The 16,302-nt window shown below is 58.6% G+C and carries 12 protein-coding genes; 11 read left to right on the forward strand and 1 reads right to left on the reverse strand.

The genetic code is table 11. The features are described 5' to 3' along the window. The 7 genes from VD17_RS32490 to argR all read left to right on the forward strand — a co-directional run. Positions 1 to 248: hypothetical protein (locus VD17_RS32490; protein WP_221174452.1), on the forward strand; the 248-nt coding region annotated here is incomplete at its 5' end. A gap of 418 nt (positions 249 to 666) precedes the next feature. After that, positions 667 to 1,440, forward strand: a complete 774-nt coding sequence (locus VD17_RS28435; protein ID WP_033056745.1) for an ABC transporter substrate-binding protein — start codon at positions 667 to 669, stop codon at positions 1,438 to 1,440. 91 nt (positions 1,441 to 1,531) lie between these two features. Then, entirely contained in the window at positions 1,532 to 2,221 is a 690-nt protein-coding gene (locus VD17_RS28440; RefSeq protein WP_046056742.1) for an ABC transporter permease, read from the forward strand. Then, complete coding sequence (locus tag VD17_RS28445) at positions 2,218 to 2,916, forward strand: ABC transporter permease (RefSeq protein ID WP_008154328.1); 699 nt, start codon at positions 2,218 to 2,220, stop codon at positions 2,914 to 2,916. The genes VD17_RS28440 and VD17_RS28445 overlap by 4 nt, the downstream gene beginning before the upstream one ends. A gap of 1 nt (position 2,917) precedes the next feature. Next, positions 2,918 to 4,030, forward strand: a complete 1,113-nt coding sequence (locus VD17_RS28450) for a M14 family metallopeptidase (RefSeq protein WP_046056743.1) — start codon at positions 2,918 to 2,920, stop codon at positions 4,028 to 4,030. A 27-nt stretch (positions 4,031 to 4,057) separates the two neighbouring features. Beyond that, positions 4,058 to 4,822: an ABC transporter ATP-binding protein gene (locus VD17_RS28455; RefSeq protein ID WP_008154324.1), complete on the forward strand. Its 765-nt coding sequence runs from the start codon at positions 4,058 to 4,060 to the stop codon at positions 4,820 to 4,822. 245 nt (positions 4,823 to 5,067) lie between these two features. Beyond that, positions 5,068 to 6,048 carry a transcriptional regulator ArgR gene (gene argR, locus VD17_RS28460; RefSeq protein WP_033056741.1) on the forward strand — a complete coding sequence of 327 codons (981 nt, stop codon included), beginning with the start codon at positions 5,068 to 5,070 and terminating at the stop codon, positions 6,046 to 6,048. Between the two features lie 32 nt (positions 6,049 to 6,080). On the opposite strand, the gene VD17_RS28465 is transcribed toward argR, so the two are convergent. Then, positions 6,081 to 10,946, reverse strand: coding sequence for a dermonecrotic toxin domain-containing protein (locus tag VD17_RS28465; protein WP_046056744.1), 4,866 nt, complete (start codon positions 10,944 to 10,946; stop codon positions 6,081 to 6,083). A gap of 287 nt (positions 10,947 to 11,233) precedes the next feature. Here VD17_RS28465 and VD17_RS28470 point away from each other — a divergent pair, with 287 nt between their 5' ends. From VD17_RS28470 to astD, 4 genes are all read left to right on the forward strand, one after another. Next, on the forward strand, positions 11,234 to 12,454 hold the full coding sequence (locus VD17_RS28470; RefSeq protein WP_046056745.1) for an aspartate aminotransferase family protein: 1,221 nt from the start codon (positions 11,234 to 11,236) through the stop codon (positions 12,452 to 12,454). 225 nt (positions 12,455 to 12,679) lie between these two features. Beyond that, entirely contained in the window at positions 12,680 to 13,699 is a 1,020-nt protein-coding gene (gene aruF, locus VD17_RS28475) for an arginine/ornithine succinyltransferase subunit alpha (RefSeq protein ID WP_008154316.1), read from the forward strand. 95 nt (positions 13,700 to 13,794) lie between these two features. Next, on the forward strand, positions 13,795 to 14,820 hold the full coding sequence (gene astA, locus VD17_RS28480) for an arginine N-succinyltransferase (RefSeq protein WP_008154313.1): 1,026 nt from the start codon (positions 13,795 to 13,797) through the stop codon (positions 14,818 to 14,820). Beyond that, positions 14,817 to 16,286 (forward strand): succinylglutamate-semialdehyde dehydrogenase, encoded by a 1,470-nt coding sequence (gene astD / locus VD17_RS28485; RefSeq protein ID WP_185753247.1) that lies wholly within the window; start codon positions 14,817 to 14,819, stop codon positions 16,284 to 16,286. Before astA ends, astD begins: the two co-directional genes overlap by 4 nt. Positions 16,287 to 16,302 lie beyond the last annotated feature (16 nt).

The raw sequence follows: 16,302 nt of genomic DNA on the forward strand, positions 1-16,302 counted from the left end.
CGGGATTCCGTGAAGAACCTTTTTATTGCCTGTTGTTTTTGTGTGGGCAGTTCTGGCCTCATCGCGAGCAGGCTCACTCCTACAGGGAATTGTGGTGTGCCTGCAATCTGAACACCCCCGAAAACCCTGTAGGAGTGAGCCTGCTCGCGATGGCGATCTGTCTGACAACGCATAAGCAACGGCCAATAATTATCGGCTTCACCTATAGGCGCCTTCCCACTGTTACCCATCACCTTTCAAGTAACTGAATGTGTAACCGCTCGTTCCGATACGGGGCATTGGGAAACGCAAAGCCCCGTCATTCGGCCTCTATAGTCCGCTTTAAAAATAAGACACAACGCTGCGCTTGCCGGATTAGAAGGGTTTGCCAATAATAGGCCCGCAATTTGCAGCATAGATCGGTTCACTGTCTTTTGCTCTTGCATGAATTTGCAAGGCTGTCAACGCGCCCAAGCGGCTTTCTCGGTGCTTCTGTAATTAGTTGTCGCATTGAAGAAATATCGGCTTCGGGCCTGTCGTTAGAATGCCGATCACTCGCTCGTTGTTGCTCGTGTTGAAAAATGCGCGCGATTCCTACAACGCAGCACCGCTTTGCGGTTCCACTCATTCGCATATTGGGCTGTCGCTCACTCTGCCGTTTTAGCCCTTTACCGATGGAGTCCCAAGATGAAGAAACTCGTGCTGCTTGGCGCCCTGGCACTGTCCGTGCTGTCCCTGCCGACATTCGCCGATGAAAAGCCTCTGAAAATTGGTATCGAAGCGGCTTACCCTCCGTTCGCTTCCAAAGCGCCGGACGGCAGCATCGTGGGTTTCGACTACGACATCGGCAACGCTCTGTGCGAAGAGATGAAGGTCAAGTGCGTTTGGGTCGAGCAAGAGTTCGACGGTCTGATCCCGGCACTCAAAGTGCGCAAGATCGACGCGATCCTGTCGTCCATGTCGATCACTGAAGACCGCAAGAAGTCCGTGGACTTCACCAACAAGTACTACAACACCCCGGCTCGCCTGGTCATGAAGGCCGGCACTCCAGTCAGCGACAGCCTGGCTGAGCTCAAGGGCAAGAACATCGGCGTGCAACGTGGTTCGATCCACGAGCGTTTCGCCCGCGAAGTCCTGGCCCCGCTGGGTGCAGAGATCAAGCCTTACGGTTCGCAGAATGAAATTTACCTCGACGTCGCTGCCGGTCGCCTCGACGGCACCGTGGCAGACGCTACGCTGCTGGATGACGGTTTCCTGAAAACCGACGCTGGCAAAGGCTTCGCCTTCGTTGGTCCGGCCTTCACCGACGTCAAATACTTCGGCGACGGCGTGGGTATCGCAGTTCGCAAGGGTGATGCGCTGAAAGACAAGGTCAACACCGCGATCACCGCCATTCGCGAAAACGGCAAGTACAAGCAAATCCAGGACAAATACTTCGCCTTCGATATCTACGGCAAGTAACACGTCCCGGCGACAAGTCCGAAATGGCGCAAGCAACAGGATCTCTGAGGTTTGCGCCATTTTTTCATCCCCTTTTTCGAGGACCTGAATCATGTTGAAAGGCTACGGGGCTGTCATCCTCGATGGCGCATGGCTGACGCTTCAGCTCGCCTTGTCGTCCATGGTCCTGGCCATTTTTCTGGGTCTGATCGGCGTTGCGCTGCGTCTGTCCCCGATTCGCTGGCTGGCCTGGCTGGGCGACCTGTATTCCACGGTGATCCGCGGGATTCCCGACCTGGTGCTGATCCTGCTGATTTTCTACGGTGGTCAGGACCTGCTCAACCGCGTCGCGCCGCTGCTCGGTTTTGACGAGTACATCGATCTCAATCCGTTGGCCGCCGGTATCGGCACCTTGGGCTTCATCTTCGGTGCGTACCTGTCGGAAACCTTCCGTGGCGCCTTCATGGCGATCCCGAAAGGTCAGGCAGAAGCCGGCATGGCGTATGGCATGAGCAGTTTTCAGGTGTTCTTTCGGGTGTTGGTGCCGCAGATGATTCGCCTGGCGATTCCGGGCTTCACCAACAACTGGCTGGTCCTGACAAAGGCCACCGCGCTGATTTCGGTGGTGGGTCTGCAAGACATGATGTTCAAGGCCAAGCAGGCGGCAGATGCCACCCGCGAGCCTTTCACCTTCTTCCTCGCAGTGGCGGCAATGTACCTGGTGATCACCAGCGTCTCGTTGTTGGCATTGCGTCACCTTGAGAAGCGCTACTCGGTAGGCGTAAGGGCGGCTGATCTATGATCTTCGACTACAACGTCATTTGGGAGGCCCTGCCGCTGTACTTCGGCGGCCTGGTGACCACCCTCAAATTGCTCGCGCTGTCGCTGTTTTTCGGCCTGCTGTGCGCCTTGCCGCTGGGCTTGATGCGCGTCTCGAAAAACGCGGCCGTCAACATGAGCGCCTGGCTCTACACCTACGTGATCCGCGGCACACCGATGCTGGTGCAGCTGTTCTTGATCTACTACGGTCTGGCGCAGTTCGAAGCGGTACGTGAAAGCTTCCTCTGGCCGTGGCTGTCCAGCGCGACGTTCTGTGCGTGCCTGGCCTTCGCGATCAACACCAGCGCCTACACCGCTGAAATCATCGCCGGCAGCCTGCGCGCCACGCCGAACGGTGAGATCGAAGCGGCCAAGGCAATGGGCATGTCGCGCTACAAGATGTACAAGCGCATCCTGCTGCCGTCGGCCCTGCGCCGGGCGTTGCCGCAGTACAGCAACGAAGTGATCATGATGCTGCAGACCACCAGTCTGGCGTCCATCGTGACCCTGATCGACATCACCGGTGCCGCACGCACGGTCAACGCGCAGTTCTACCTGCCGTTCGAAGCCTACATCACCGCCGGCGTGTTCTACCTGTGCCTGACGTTCATTCTGGTGCGGATGTTCAAACTGGCCGAGCGCCGCTGGCTGGGCTATCTGGCCCCGCGGAAGCACTGATATGGAACGCATCGATCATTCATTGCCGTGGAACCACTTGGGCAGCGAACGGCAGATTTCGGTGTTCCGCTTCGGTAGTGGCGAGCGCAAGGCCTACATCCAGGCCAGCCTGCACGCCGATGAATTGCCGGGGATGCGCGTGGCCTGGGAGCTGAAGAAGCGCTTGACCGAACTCGAAGCCCAAGGCTTGCTCAACGGTGTGATCGAACTGGTGCCGGTGGCCAATCCACTGGGCCTCGGTCAACTGCTGCAAGGCAATCATCAGGGGCGTTTCGAGGCGGGCAGCGGCAAGAACTTCAACCGGGACTTCGTCGAGCTGAGCGCGCCAGTGGCCGCCGAGCTGGAAGGGCACCTGGGTGATGATCCGCACGCCAATATTCAGCTGATCCGTCAGGCCATGAGCGATGCGCTGGCCGCATTGCCGCCAGCCGCCAGTCAGTTGCAAGGCATGCAGCGCATTTTGCTCAGTCATGCCTGCACCGCTGACGTGGTACTGGATCTGCATTGCGATGCCGAAGCGGCGCTGCACATGTACGCCTTGCCGCAACACTGGCCGCAATGGCGTTCGTTGGCCGCGCACCTGGACGTGAAGGTGGGGTTGTTGGCGGAAGATTCCGGCGGCAGTTCCTTCGACGAAGCCTGTTCGCTGCCGTGGTTGCGTTTGTCGCGCCTGTTTCCTGATGCGCAGATTCCCTTGGCCTGCCTGGCGACTACCATTGAATTAGGTGGTCAAGCCGATACCGGTCGCGCTGAAGCCTGCGCTTACGCCGAAGGCATTCTGGCGTTCCTCGCCGAGCAAGGCTTGATCAGCGGCGAATGGCCAAAACCTGCGCAAGATGCTTGCGAAGGCATGCCGTTCGAAGGCACCGAATTACTGTTTGCGCCACACCCTGGCGTGATCAGTTTCTTGCGTAAACCCGGTGAATGGATTGAAGCCGGCGATGAGATTTTCGAAGTGATCGATCCGTTATCGGATCGGGTCAGCACGGTGTGTGCTGGTACGTCCGGGGTGCTGTTTGCCATTGAACGGCTGCGTTATGCCCAACCCGGTTTCTGGCTGGCCAAGGTGGCGGGGCGCGAAGCGCTGCGTCACGGGCGCTTGCTCAACGACTGACTGACTGTTTTTGTGAGAACCGACCGCATGTACAAACTTGAAGTCCAAGACCTGCATAAACGCTATGGCAGTCACGAAGTGCTCAAGGGCGTGTCCCTGAAAGCGGCGGCTGGCGATGTGATCAGCATCATCGGCTCCAGTGGCTCCGGCAAAAGTACCTTCCTGCGCTGTATCAACCTGCTGGAGCAGCCGCACGCGGGCAAGATTCTGCTCAACAACGAAGAGCTGAAACTGGTCGCCAACAAGGACGGCGCGCTGAAGGCGGCCGACCCGAAACAGCTGCAACGCATGCGTTCGCGCCTGTCGATGGTGTTCCAGCATTTCAACCTGTGGTCGCACATGACCGCGCTGGAAAACATCATGGAAGCGCCGGTCCACGTGCTCGGCATGTCCAAGGCCGAGGCCCGCGAGAAGGCCGAGCACTACCTGAACAAGGTCGGTGTGGCTCATCGTAAAGATGCTTACCCTGGCCACATGTCCGGCGGCGAGCAGCAGCGTGTGGCGATTGCCCGTGCGCTGGCGATGGAACCTGAGGTGATGCTGTTCGACGAACCGACGTCGGCGCTCGACCCGGAACTGGTCGGCGACGTACTGAAAGTCATGCAGGCCCTGGCGCTGGAAGGCCGGACCATGGTGGTGGTGACGCACGAAATGGGCTTTGCCCGTGAAGTGTCGAACCAGTTGGTGTTCCTGCACAAAGGTGTCGTCGAAGAAAGCGGCAACCCGCGTGAGGTGCTGGTCAATCCACAGTCCGAACGTTTGCAACAATTCCTCTCGGGCAGCCTGAAGTAATCAAGACTGCCGTTGTGCACCGGGATAGTGCATGCTTTGCAACCTAGAGGCCGGCCCCGAACCTTTGTAGGAGCTGCCGAAGGCTGCGATCTTTTGACTTTGATTTTCAAGATCAAAAGATCGCAGCCTCGTTTCACTCGACAGCTCCTACAGTTGATCTGTGCCGGTTTTGAGATTTGTGTTCGTTTCCGGGCTAGCATTGGCCCATGCCTTCATCACTGTTCTTCGCTTCGGATCGCTCGCCCATGACTGCCCATCGAATTGGTTTCCTGATTTGGCCCAGCACTAAAGCACTGACGCTTGCGCTGGCTGAGGAGGCCTTGCGTGTTGCCCAGCGTGTGCATCCGGACGTTGTCTACGAACTGTCGTTTTTGCAGGCCGAACCGCCGACCGAAGGCGCCTGGCAATTGCCGGGTGAGCCGTGGGCCGGCAAGCTCGAAAACTTCCAGAAACTGTTTCTGCTCGCCGATGAGCCGCCGACCACGCTCGCGCCGGCGCTCAGTAGTTCGCTGAAACAACTGGTGCGTGCTGGCTGCGTGATCGGTGGTTTGTCTGCCGGTGTTTACCCGTTGGCCCAACTGGGTTTGCTCGACGGTTATCGCGCTGCCGTGCATTGGCGCTGGCAGGACGATTTCACCGAACGTTTCCCGAAAGTCATCGCCACCAGTCACCTGTTCGACTGGGATCGCGATCGCCTGACCGCGTGCGGCGGCCTGTCGGTACTCGACTTGCTGCTGGCCGTGCTGGCCCGTGACCATGGCGCCGAGCTGGCGGGTGCGGTGTCGGAAGAACTGGTGGTCGAGCGCATCCGCGAGGGCGGCGAACGCCAACGCATTCCGCTGCAGAACCGTCTCGGTTCCAGCCATCCGAAGCTCACGCAAGCTGTGTTGCTGATGGAAGCCAACATCGAAGAGCCGCTGACCACCGACGAAATCGCCCAGCATGTGTGCGTGTCCCGTCGGCAGCTGGAGCGGATCTTCAAGCAATACCTCAACCGTGTGCCGAGCCAGTATTACCTGGAACTGCGCCTGAACAAGGCCCGGCAGATGTTGATGCAAACCAGCAAGTCGATCATCCAGATCGGCCTGTCGTGTGGCTTCTCCTCAGGGCCGCATTTCTCCAGCGCCTACCGCAACTTCTTCGGTGCCACGCCGCGGGAAGATCGCAACCAGCGACGCAGCAGCAGCCCGTTCGAATTGTCGTCGGTGCCCTCGGAGCGTGGGTGACAGTGCAACCACGCCACCTGCTGAAGGCTGATTTATTCCTCCATGTCGGAGCCTTCGGAAGTCGAGATACCCATCTCTCCTCGATTGATCACCTCTTCCACGCCAAAGTCCATGCCCGTTTGTTCGAAGTAGCCGATCAGCCGTAGCAGGCTCTCTTCGGAAAACCGATTACCTCGAAAACTGATGTTTTCAGCGATTTCCACCGGCAGTTCCAGCACGTCGCTGGGGACTTCGGTGATGGCGTTGTCACTGAGGTCGGCCCAGTCCAGCTCTGTCATTTGCAGCAGGCCGTGCGGTATTTCGGTGATACCGGTGTCATTCAGCCGTACGGTCGCGAGCTCCATCATCTGACTCAGGTCAGGCGTTTGCCCCAAGGGGTTGTGGGCCAGATCGAGATAATCGAGCTGTTCCATTCCCGCCAGCGCACTTGCCGATTCCGCTGACAGTCTGACGCGGCATTCAGGGATCGACAGCGACCGCAGTTGTCCCATCTTGAACACCGCATCGGGAATATTGCCCAGATTACAGGCGCGAAGCCTGAGGTTTTTGAGGTTGGGGAAAGACTCCAGAAAATGCCCGGCTCGGGTCGCTCCGTCGGCGCTGAGTAACTCCAGCGATGTCACATGACTGAAGTCGGCGTTCAGGGTAGGCAGGTCGCCGTTGATGTAGGATTCGAAAACGAGTTCATAGGTGGGCTCCAGCGCCTCATTGAAATCATCCAGTTCGCTTTCATGCCGCCAGCACTGCTCCAGTGTCTGTTTGAACTGGTCGCGGTTCATGTGCTCGACAAGCTGTTGTTGGGCGTTGAACGGTTCACCCGTCAACGGGTGTTGGGCCGGAAGGTTGGCGGTCCATGCCGCCAAGTCGTTGCTCAGTTGTGCCAACTCCGCTTCAAGGTTTGTCAGCTCGATCCGGCCGTCTGCCAGGGTGCCTGACAGTTCATAGACAAACTCGCTCGCCTGTTCGACCTCCAGGTTCGGGTACAGCGCCCTGACTCGGTTGATGTCCGCCTCTGGGGCATAGATACCCAAATCGAATGAGCTGTCGAAGTAGTGATGCTTGATCAGTTGTCGGGCGTTATCTGAAAGCGGATTGTGCGTCAGGTGTATTGCGCGTTTGGTGTACACCGGGCTTTCGAATAATTGCGAAGGCAGTTCACTGATCCTGTTGTGTAGCAGCTTGGCGGTATCAAGTTTGGGGTGGCGAACTACGCTGTCGGGAATGTCAGTCAGGCCGGTACGGCTCAGGTCCAGGTGAACAAGCTCAGGCATGGATTCGACACTGGGCACCACAGTGAACGGGTTCTGGTACAGATCCAGCATGACCAGTTTGTTCAATGAAGACAGCTTCGACCAGCTGGCTGCATCGAACCTGATCGCGCAATCGCTTAAGACCAGTGCATCAAGGTCCGTCATTCGAGAAATGGCCTCGGGGAGGAAGGTCAGGGAAAAGCGTTTTAATTCGAGGCGGCGCAAACTGTTGAAGCGCTGAAGAAACTCGGGAACACCCTGCACAGCATGACTGCCTTCAAGGGACAGCAATGACACATGGGGGAAATTGGCCGTCAGCGTGGGTAGATCGCCAAGAATCGGTTCGGCAAATATGAGCGCATAGCGCGGTGTGTCATTCGGGTCATCGAAGTCCCGCTCTGATTGTCGGCGCCAGCTGCGCTGGATTTCCTGGGCCAGCAGCCTGCGATTGTGTCGAGCGGCCTGTTGTTCCAAATCGCTCAGAGGGGCTCGGGTTTGCGGGTGAACAGTGGGCGAGTCATTTATCCAGGTGTTCAGGTCTTGATGCAGTCGCGAGAGCTCGCTGGACAGACGTGAGAGCTCCATGTGTGCGCCATCGGGATGCGTTTGTAACTGGAGAACAACAGACTGGAGTTCCTCCTCGGAAAGGCTGGGGTAAACCTCGCGAACCCGGTCGTTGAGAGAGGGCGTCGGGGCGTAACTGCGCCTGTAACCCTCTGTGCCGCCGGGCAAGCGCATGATCGTAGGGTCGTAGAACGGTTTTCGATGGGGATTTTTTGCGAACAACTTGCGCAGTGCCGGATGGTTCAATGCATGTTCGGCGATGTGTACTTTGAGTGACTGCGCATTTGCTATAGATGGGTTCAGCGCATAGCGCTGTGCTGGCGGCAGCACCTGAAATAGTCCCTGATAAAAATCACCGGGCACCGATTTGCTGTCTTGATAAACCTGGTAAGTGCCGTCTTCAGCGCGCACCAGTGTTTTCACGATCGGGGCATCGGACCGGCCAATGCTGTCGCGCACAAGTCCGTCATGGGCATAATCCCTCACTTCAATACGCAGCTCAGCGGGAAAGCCGGGCAGCGAATTCAGGCTTTGCAAGGCCAGTCGGTGGGTGTCGGTGTTGTCCAGAACGTCGGAATAAAGGCCTTCACAGGCTCTGGTTGCGCGTACGGCCTCCATGGCTTTTAGTGCTGCTTCCTTGAGCCGTGGGGGCGTGCGAACGTTGTGCAGCTGGCGTAATTCGGTCCCGATTGCATTGCTCACCAGCTCTTGCGCGACATCGGTCGGCAATCCATGCACGTCGTCGAGCAGTCGCTGGACCTGTACGTTGTCGGTTTTCTCCAGCGCGCGATAGCGTGTATCGAACAGCGATTTGTGATGCTTAAGGGCAAGTTCGGCCGTTTGTTTTCTGAAGGCTCGTGTTTGGGTTTCCGGTGCCGGCATTGGTGTGTCGCCAGGCCAATCGTCGTAGCTGGTCAGCAATTGATGTTGCAGGAACAGATCGGCCTTGCGATAGCGCTCGGGTTGGTCGCTGCCGATCTGCTCGATAAAGGTTTCGATGTCCCGGTTGATCCTGAAGCGCTTGATCGTGTCTGTCAGGAGCGAAGGCGGGCGATAATGTTCGACATGCATTTCGCGCACTACGTTGTCGTGGTAACCGCTGACCCGCAGGATCTGTTCGCGCTCGGTGTTGGTGAACGACTCGACGCTATGGCCGAGGCGGCGCATGACCTTTTCCCGGTCCCAGTTCAGCGGCTGCTCCAGTTCTGTGTGCCAGGCGCCATGGTTGTTATGCAGCAGAGGCGGCTGATAAGCATCAGTTCGGTTCGGATGCTCAATCTGAAACGTGCCTGGCAAGCAGTCGGGCCTCACGGCATACAGTTTTCCCTCCAGTGGCAGCAGCGTCTTGCCCTCGTTTTGATAGAGGCCGAGATGATCGGGTTTTGCTCCTTCGGGCAAAATGAGTGCTTGTTCGTAAGGCTTGAGATCCGGCTTCCAGTAGCGGGTTTTTCCTTCGGACGTTGTGACGGGTTTGAGTGGGTCGACAAGCGCAATAGCTTCACGAGAGAGCAGACGGCTGAAGATCTGGGTAGCAATGGCGCCGCCCACCGCAAATGTCCCCACCTGAACCACCGTTTCGACAAACGTCATCAGATGCCCGAGCGCTTCTGTTTTCAGCCCTTCAGCCAGGTCCACTGTGCCTTCGAAGGTTTCGTCGAGTAACTGGTAGGCCATGTACCCCAGCATCAATTCGCCGAGAAACGGGACGAAAGGCAACGCAACGAACGTCGCGATTTCAAGGAGCGTTGAGGCCACTTTGCTGAAGGCATTCCACAGTGCCCATCGCTCGTTGCTGTCGGCAGTGGAGGTAGAGACGGCGAGCGTGTTTGCATCGTTGAGGATTTTGTTCAGCTGTCGCTGATAGAGATGGTTCCACAGGTCCGCTCTGAACGGGATCGCCGAAAACCGCAAGTCAGGCTTGTCGATGGGCGTTTCGCGCCAACTCGGCAGTGGGTCTCCCTCTCGGTGTTGACGCCAGGTCACGCTCTGGAGGCGACGGTTGAGGTCCGCGAAAAAATGTCCTCTTTCCTTGTGGTCGACGAAACGACTGAAGAACGTTTGATAAACGGGCGAGCGCAATTTGCGGGTCAGCTCGGCCATGAGCGCCAATGTGTTTGGGTATTCCTTGAGAGGATGCTCTGGATCATCGGGAATGTAGGCAATGATCCGTGTTGCCTTGCGTGCGCGCTCCAGGCTCTCCGCGAAAATGACAATGCCGGTCAGCGAGGAGGACATCATTGTCAGGTCGTGACCATACAGCGGCTGCCCATCCAGTCGAGCACCCGAACGCCCTTCCAGAATGCGCAGGATCGAGAGATGGGCATCCTCTGAAATATCCTTTCGGACTTGCGCCATCTGCAGCGCAGATTGGAGTGCTGTTTTGTGCGAGCCGATCACCTTCGATTTCAACACCGCACCGGCCACCGGGTTGGAGAGCCCCAGATTGTCTTTGAGGTAAGCGTTGTACCGCTCGCCAATATCCAGTTCCCGGCATAACCGGGCAAAGGCCGGGATAGTGAGCTTTTGCTTGAGCGCCGGCAGCGTATCGAACTGCCCTGTGGGCGAAGGTTGGGTGATGAACGTCGAGGCTGACTCGAAAGCCCCTGCCGCTGTTTCCGATTCCTGAAAGTTATGTAGGGCGGCGTCGAGCATCGACACGGTCCAGGTGCGCGCGGCGCCAGACTTGATTCCGAAAAGCGCCACGGTTTGAGGGATGTACAGGCGCAGGAAGGTGGTTTTGACGTCCAGATCCAGGTCAAACCGGGCTTTCAGAGCGTCGCTCAGCAGCAGTTCGGCAAAGGCTTGTGCGCTTTGCAGCTTCGACAGCATTGAGTCCAGACGATTTCGAGCGGTCCAGTGTTCCTGACTGATCTTTTTTAGCGACCGGTGTTGCTGGGGTGTTGCGGTGCCATGCCAGTCCGGCGTCATAAGCGCGGCGTTCTTGAGGGCGCGGTGTGTACTGGACGATGCTTCTAATACCCAGACTGGCAGATTGTTGAATAGGTGGTGGTAGTGATCGTCCGGCTGCGTAGCGGATTCACTGTCCCCGGTAGTAGAAAGGCGATCGTTCGCGTATCGGCTCATGCGCTATTCCCTTAGCGTTTTGGATGAGCCGCCAGCAAAACAGACGATGATCGGTTCCGTGCGGTACATATTTACCGCACCGTTCGACAACCCTGCCTATAACCTGTGCCGGCAGTTTAAACTGCGCCTTTGCGACGCTATATGTCGCATTGCCGTAAACCCGGCTGAAACCGGGGTTTGCGCTATAAGAAGTTGTCGCTTGGCGGCAAGGCCGGGCTGAAAACTGTCCTTACAATCCCCCCATCGCTCGCCAGTTTCAGGCGAGTGTTCCTCATCAGGAGACTCCGATGTCCGTTGAGCACGCTGCGGTACAACGCGCCGATTTCGACCAGGTAATGGTTCCCAACTACGCGCCTGCCGCTTTCATTCCTGTTCGTGGCGCCGGTTCCCGCGTCTGGGACCAGTCTGGCCGCGAGCTGATCGACTTCGCCGGCGGGATTGCCGTTAACGTATTGGGCCATGCGCACCCGGCGCTGGTGAGTGCCTTGACCGAGCAGGCGAACAAGCTGTGGCACGTTTCCAACGTCTTCACCAATGAGCCGGCCTTGCGCCTGGCGCATAAGCTGATCGACGCTACGTTTGCCGATCGCGCGTTCTTCTGCAACTCCGGGGCCGAAGCCAACGAGGCCGCCTTCAAGCTGGCCCGTCGCGTCGGTTTCGATCGTTTCGGCAGCGAGAAGTACGAAATCATCGCCGCGCTCAACAGTTTCCACGGTCGTACCCTGTTCACCGTGAACGTCGGTGGCCAGTCGAAGTATTCCGATGGTTTCGGTCCGAAGATCACCGGTATCACCCATGTGCCATACAACGATCTGGCCGCGCTGAAAGCCGCCATTTCCGACAAGACTTGCGCTGTGGTTCTGGAACCGATCCAGGGCGAGAGCGGCGTCATCCCGGCCGAACTCGAGTACCTGCAAGGCGCCCGTGAACTGTGCACCGCGCACAACGCGCTGCTGATTTTCGACGAAGTGCAAACCGGTATGGGCCGCAGCGGCAAGCTGTTCGCCTACCAGCATTACGGCGTGACCCCGGACATCCTGACCAGCGCCAAGAGCCTGGGCGGTGGTTTCCCGATCGCCGCAATGCTGACCACCGAAGACTTGGCCAAACACCTGGTCGTCGGCACTCACGGCACCACGTATGGCGGCAATCCGCTGGCGTGCGCTGTCGCTGAAGCCGTGATCGACGTGGTTAATACCCCTGAAGTGCTGGCCGGCGTCAACGCCAAGCACGACAAGTTCAAGGCCCGCCTGGAACAGATCGGCGAGAAGTACGGCCTGTTCACCCAGGTCCGTGGTATGGGCCTGTTGATCGGTTGCGTGCTGAACGATGCCTGGAAAGGCAAGGCCAAGGACATCTTCAACGCCGCTGAAAAAGAAGGCCTGATGATTCTGCAAGCTGGCCCGGATGTGGTTCGTTTCGCGCCAAGCCTGGTGGTTGAAGACGCCGATATCGATGCCGGTCTGGATCGTTTCGAGCGCGCCGCGGCGAAACTGACTCAAGCCTGATAGTTAATTCGACGCCTGACTTTTGGGCGTCGAACCCAATTTTTATGCCGGGCCAGATTCAATGTGGGAGCGAGCTTGCTCGCGATAGCTATCTGACAGTCGACATTGATGGCGACTGGCAGGGCCTCATCGCGAGCAAGCTCGCTCCCACAGTTGACTCTGAGTGGTTTCAGGACTGGCCCGGTTATTTTTCCTCAAAGTGTTTTTCGAGAAAGGAGTGACACCATGCTGGTGATGCGCCCCGCGCAAATGGCTGATCTGGGCGAGGTACAGCGTCTGGCTGCGGACAGCCCGATTGGTGTCACTTCCTTGCCGGATGACGTTGAACGCCTGAGCGACAAGATCGCAGCAAGCGAAGCCTCGTTCGCCGCCGAAGTCAGCTTCAACGGTGAAGAGAGCTATTTCTTCGTCCTCGAAGACACCGCCACCGGCAAACTGGTGGGCTGCTCTGCCATCGTTGCGTCGGCCGGTTATTCCGAGCCGTTCTACAGCTTCCGTAATGAAACCTTTGTGCACGCCTCCCGCGAGCTGAAGATTCACAACAAGATCCACGTGCTCTCCCAGTGCCACGACCTGACCGGCAACAGCTTGCTGACCAGTTTCTACGTCCTTCCGGAGCTGGTGGGGTCGGCCTGGTCGGAGCTCAACTCCCGTGGTCGCTTGCTGTTTGTCGCCAGCCATCCAGAGCGTTTTGCCGATTCGGTGGTGACCGAGATCGTCGGGTATAGCGATGAAAACGGTGATTCGCCGTTCTGGGATGCCATCGGTCGTAATTTCTTCGACCTCAACTACGCCGCTGCCGAGCGTCTGTGCGGTCTGAAGAGCCGGACGTTCCTGGCCGAGTTGATGCCGCATTACCCGATCTATGTGCCGCTGCTGCCGGACTCCGCTCAAGAGGCGATGGGCCAGGTGCACCCACGGGCGCAGATCACCTTCGACATCCTGATGCGCGAAGGCTTCGAGACCGATCACTACATCGACATTTTTGACGGTGGGCCGACCCTGCACGCCCGTGTCTCGGGGATCCGTTCGATCGCCCAGAGCCGAGTAGTCCCGGTGAAAATCGGCGAGCCGGTCAAAGGCGCCGGTCGTCAGTACCTGGTGGCCAATGCCCAGTTGCAGGATTACCGCGCCGTTTTGCTTGAGCTCGATTACGCGCCGGGCAAACCCGTGACCCTGGATCTTGAAGCGGCCGAAGCCCTGGGTGTCGGTGAAGGTGCCAGCGTGCGCCTGGTGGCGGTTTAATACCTGCTGCTACGCCTGGAAAGAATGCTTGGAAAGAATGCCTAAAAAGCAGCGAGTTTCACGGGTGGCGCAAGCGGCCCGTTTGAGGAGATAGCATGATCGTTCGTCCCGTACGCAGCAGCGATTTACCCGCTCTGATCGACCTGGCCCGCAGCACCGGCACTGGCCTGACCACCTTGCCGGCCAATGAAGAGCGTCTGGCCCATCGGGTCGGCTGGGCCGAGAAGACCTTCCGCGGCGAAGCCGGGCGGGGCGATGCGGACTACCTGTTCGTGCTCGAAGACGATGACGGTCGCGTGGTGGGTATTTCCGCTATTGCCGGCGCCGTTGGTCTGCGTGAGCCTTGGTACAACTTCCGGGTTGGCCTGACCGTCAGCGCTTCGCAAGAGTTGAACATCTATCGCGAAATCCCGACGCTGTTCCTGGCCAACGACCTGACCGGCAATTCCGAGCTGTGCTCGCTGTTCCTGCACGCCGACTACCGCACCGGCCTCAACGGTCGCATGCTGGCCAAGGCGCGGATGCTTTTCATCGCCGAGTTCCCACAACTGTTCGGCAACAAGATCATCGCCGAGATGCGCGGCATGTCCGACGAAGCGGGGCGTTCGCCGTTCTGGGAAAGCCTGGGTCGTCACTTCTTCAAGATGGAATTCAGCCAGGCTGACTACCTGACCGGCGTGGGCAACAAGGCGTTCATCGCCGAACTGATGCCGAAATTCCCGCTGTACACCTGCTTCCTGTCGGAAGATGCGCGCAATGTGATCGGCCAGGTTCATCCGGACACCGAGCCGGCGTTGGCCATGCTCAAAAGCGAAGGCTTCAGCTATCAAGGCTACGTCGACATCTTCGACGCCGGTCCTGCTGTTGAGTGTGAAACCGGCAAGATCCGCGCAGTGCGCGACAGTCAGGCGCTGGTGCTGGCCATCGGCACGCCGGGTGACGACGCCACTCCGTTCCTGATTCATAACCGCAAGCGCGAAGACTGCCGGATCACTGCTGCTCCTGCACGTTTCGCCGCCGGTACGCTGGTGGTCGATCCGCTGACCGCCAAACGTCTTCAACTCAACGCCGGCGATCAAGTGCGCGCCGTTCCGTTGTCCGCTGCCAGGGAGTCGAAATAATGAATTCGCTATACATCGCAGGTGAATGGCTGGCCGGCCAGGGTGAAGCCTTTCAGTCGCTGAACCCGGTCACCCAACAAGTGCTGTGGGCCGGCGAAGGCGCTACCACTGCTCAGGTTGAATCGGCCGTGCAAGCCGCACGCCAGGCTTTCCCGAGCTGGGCCCGACGTACCCTGGAAGAACGCATCACCGTGCTGGAGGCCTTTGCCGGCGCGCTGAAGAACAACGCTGACGAATTGGCTCGCACCATCGGTGAGGAAACCGGCAAACCTTTGTGGGAAGCGGCGACCGAAGTCACCAGCATGGTCAACAAGATTGCGATTTCGGTGCAGAGCTACCGTGAACGTACCGGCGAGAAGAGCGGCCCGCTGGGCGACGCCACTGCCGTGTTGCGCCACAAGCCACACGGTGTGGTCGCGGTGTTCGGGCCTTACAACTTCCCTGGTCACTTGCCGAACGGTCACATCGTGCCGGCGCTGCTGGCCGGTAATAGCGTGCTGTTCAAACCAAGCGAGCTGACGCCGAAAGTCGCCGAGCTGACGGTCAAGTGCTGGATTGAAGCTGGCCTGCCAGCAGGCGTGCTGAACCTGCTGCAAGGCGCTCGCGAAACCGGTATCGCTCTGGCGGCGAACCCGGGCATCGATGGCTTGTTCTTCACCGGCTCCAGCCGTACCGGCAATCACCTGCATCAACAGTTTGCCGGTCGTCCGGACAAGATCCTCGCGCTGGAAATGGGCGGTAACAACCCGCTGGTCGTTGATCAGGTCGCAGACCTCGATGCTGCCGTTTACACCATCATTCAGTCTGCGTTCATTTCCGCCGGTCAGCGTTGCACCTGTGCGCGCCGCTTGTTGGTGCCGCAGGGCGCCTGGGGCGACACACTGCTGGCGCGTCTGGTGGCGGTCAGCCGTACGATTGAAGTCGGCGCGTTTGATCAGCAACCGGCACCGTTCATGGGCTCGGTGATTTCTCTCGGCGCTGCGAAAGCACTGATGGATGCGCAGGAACATCTGCTGGGTAATGGCGCAGTAGCATTGCTGGAAATGACTCAACCTCAAGCTCAAGCAGCCTTGCTGACCCCAGGCATTCTGGACGTCACGGCAGTGGTTGATCGTCCTGACGAAGAGCTGTTCGGCCCGCTGCTGCAAGTGATCCGCTACGCTGATTTTGAGGCGGCGATCGCTGAAGCCAACGACACCGACTATGGCCTGGCGGCCGGCCTGCTGTCGGATTCCGAAGCACGTTATCAGCAGTTCTGGCTGGAAAGCCGTGCGGGTATCGTCAACTGGAACAAACAGCTGACCGGTGCTGCGAGCAGCGCGCCATTCGGCGGTGTCGGCGCCTCGGGCAACCACCGCGCCAGCGCCTACTACGCGGCAGATTACTGCGCGTATCCGGTTGCTTCGCTGGAAACCCCGAGCCTGACTTTGCCAGCCGCGCTAACCCCGGGCGTGCGGATGTCGTAAGACCGCTTCGCGAGCA

The sequence above is a fragment of the Pseudomonas fluorescens genome (genome assembly GCF_000968015.1).
In the GTDB taxonomy this organism is placed as follows: Bacteria; Pseudomonadota; Gammaproteobacteria; order Pseudomonadales; family Pseudomonadaceae; genus Aquipseudomonas; species Aquipseudomonas fluorescens_W.

Coding starts and splice junctions, on each gene's coding strand:
- VD17_RS28450 (WP_046056743.1), top strand. CDS start 2,918: ATGGAACGCATCGATCATTCATTGCCGTGGAACCACTTGGGCAGCGAA.
- VD17_RS28470 (WP_046056745.1), top strand. CDS start 11,234: ATGTCCGTTGAGCACGCTGCGGTACAACGCGCCGATTTCGACCAGGTA.
- aruF (WP_008154316.1), top strand. CDS start 12,680: ATGCTGGTGATGCGCCCCGCGCAAATGGCTGATCTGGGCGAGGTACAG.
- VD17_RS28455 (WP_008154324.1), top strand. CDS start 4,058: ATGTACAAACTTGAAGTCCAAGACCTGCATAAACGCTATGGCAGTCAC.
- argR (WP_033056741.1), top strand. CDS start 5,068: ATGACTGCCCATCGAATTGGTTTCCTGATTTGGCCCAGCACTAAAGCA.
- VD17_RS28445 (WP_008154328.1), top strand. CDS start 2,218: ATGATCTTCGACTACAACGTCATTTGGGAGGCCCTGCCGCTGTACTTC.
- VD17_RS28435 (WP_033056745.1), top strand. CDS start 667: ATGAAGAAACTCGTGCTGCTTGGCGCCCTGGCACTGTCCGTGCTGTCC.
- VD17_RS28465 (WP_046056744.1), bottom strand. CDS start 10,946: ATGAGCCGATACGCGAACGATCGCCTTTCTACTACCGGGGACAGTGAA.
- astA (WP_008154313.1), top strand. CDS start 13,795: ATGATCGTTCGTCCCGTACGCAGCAGCGATTTACCCGCTCTGATCGAC.
- VD17_RS28440 (WP_046056742.1), top strand. CDS start 1,532: ATGTTGAAAGGCTACGGGGCTGTCATCCTCGATGGCGCATGGCTGACG.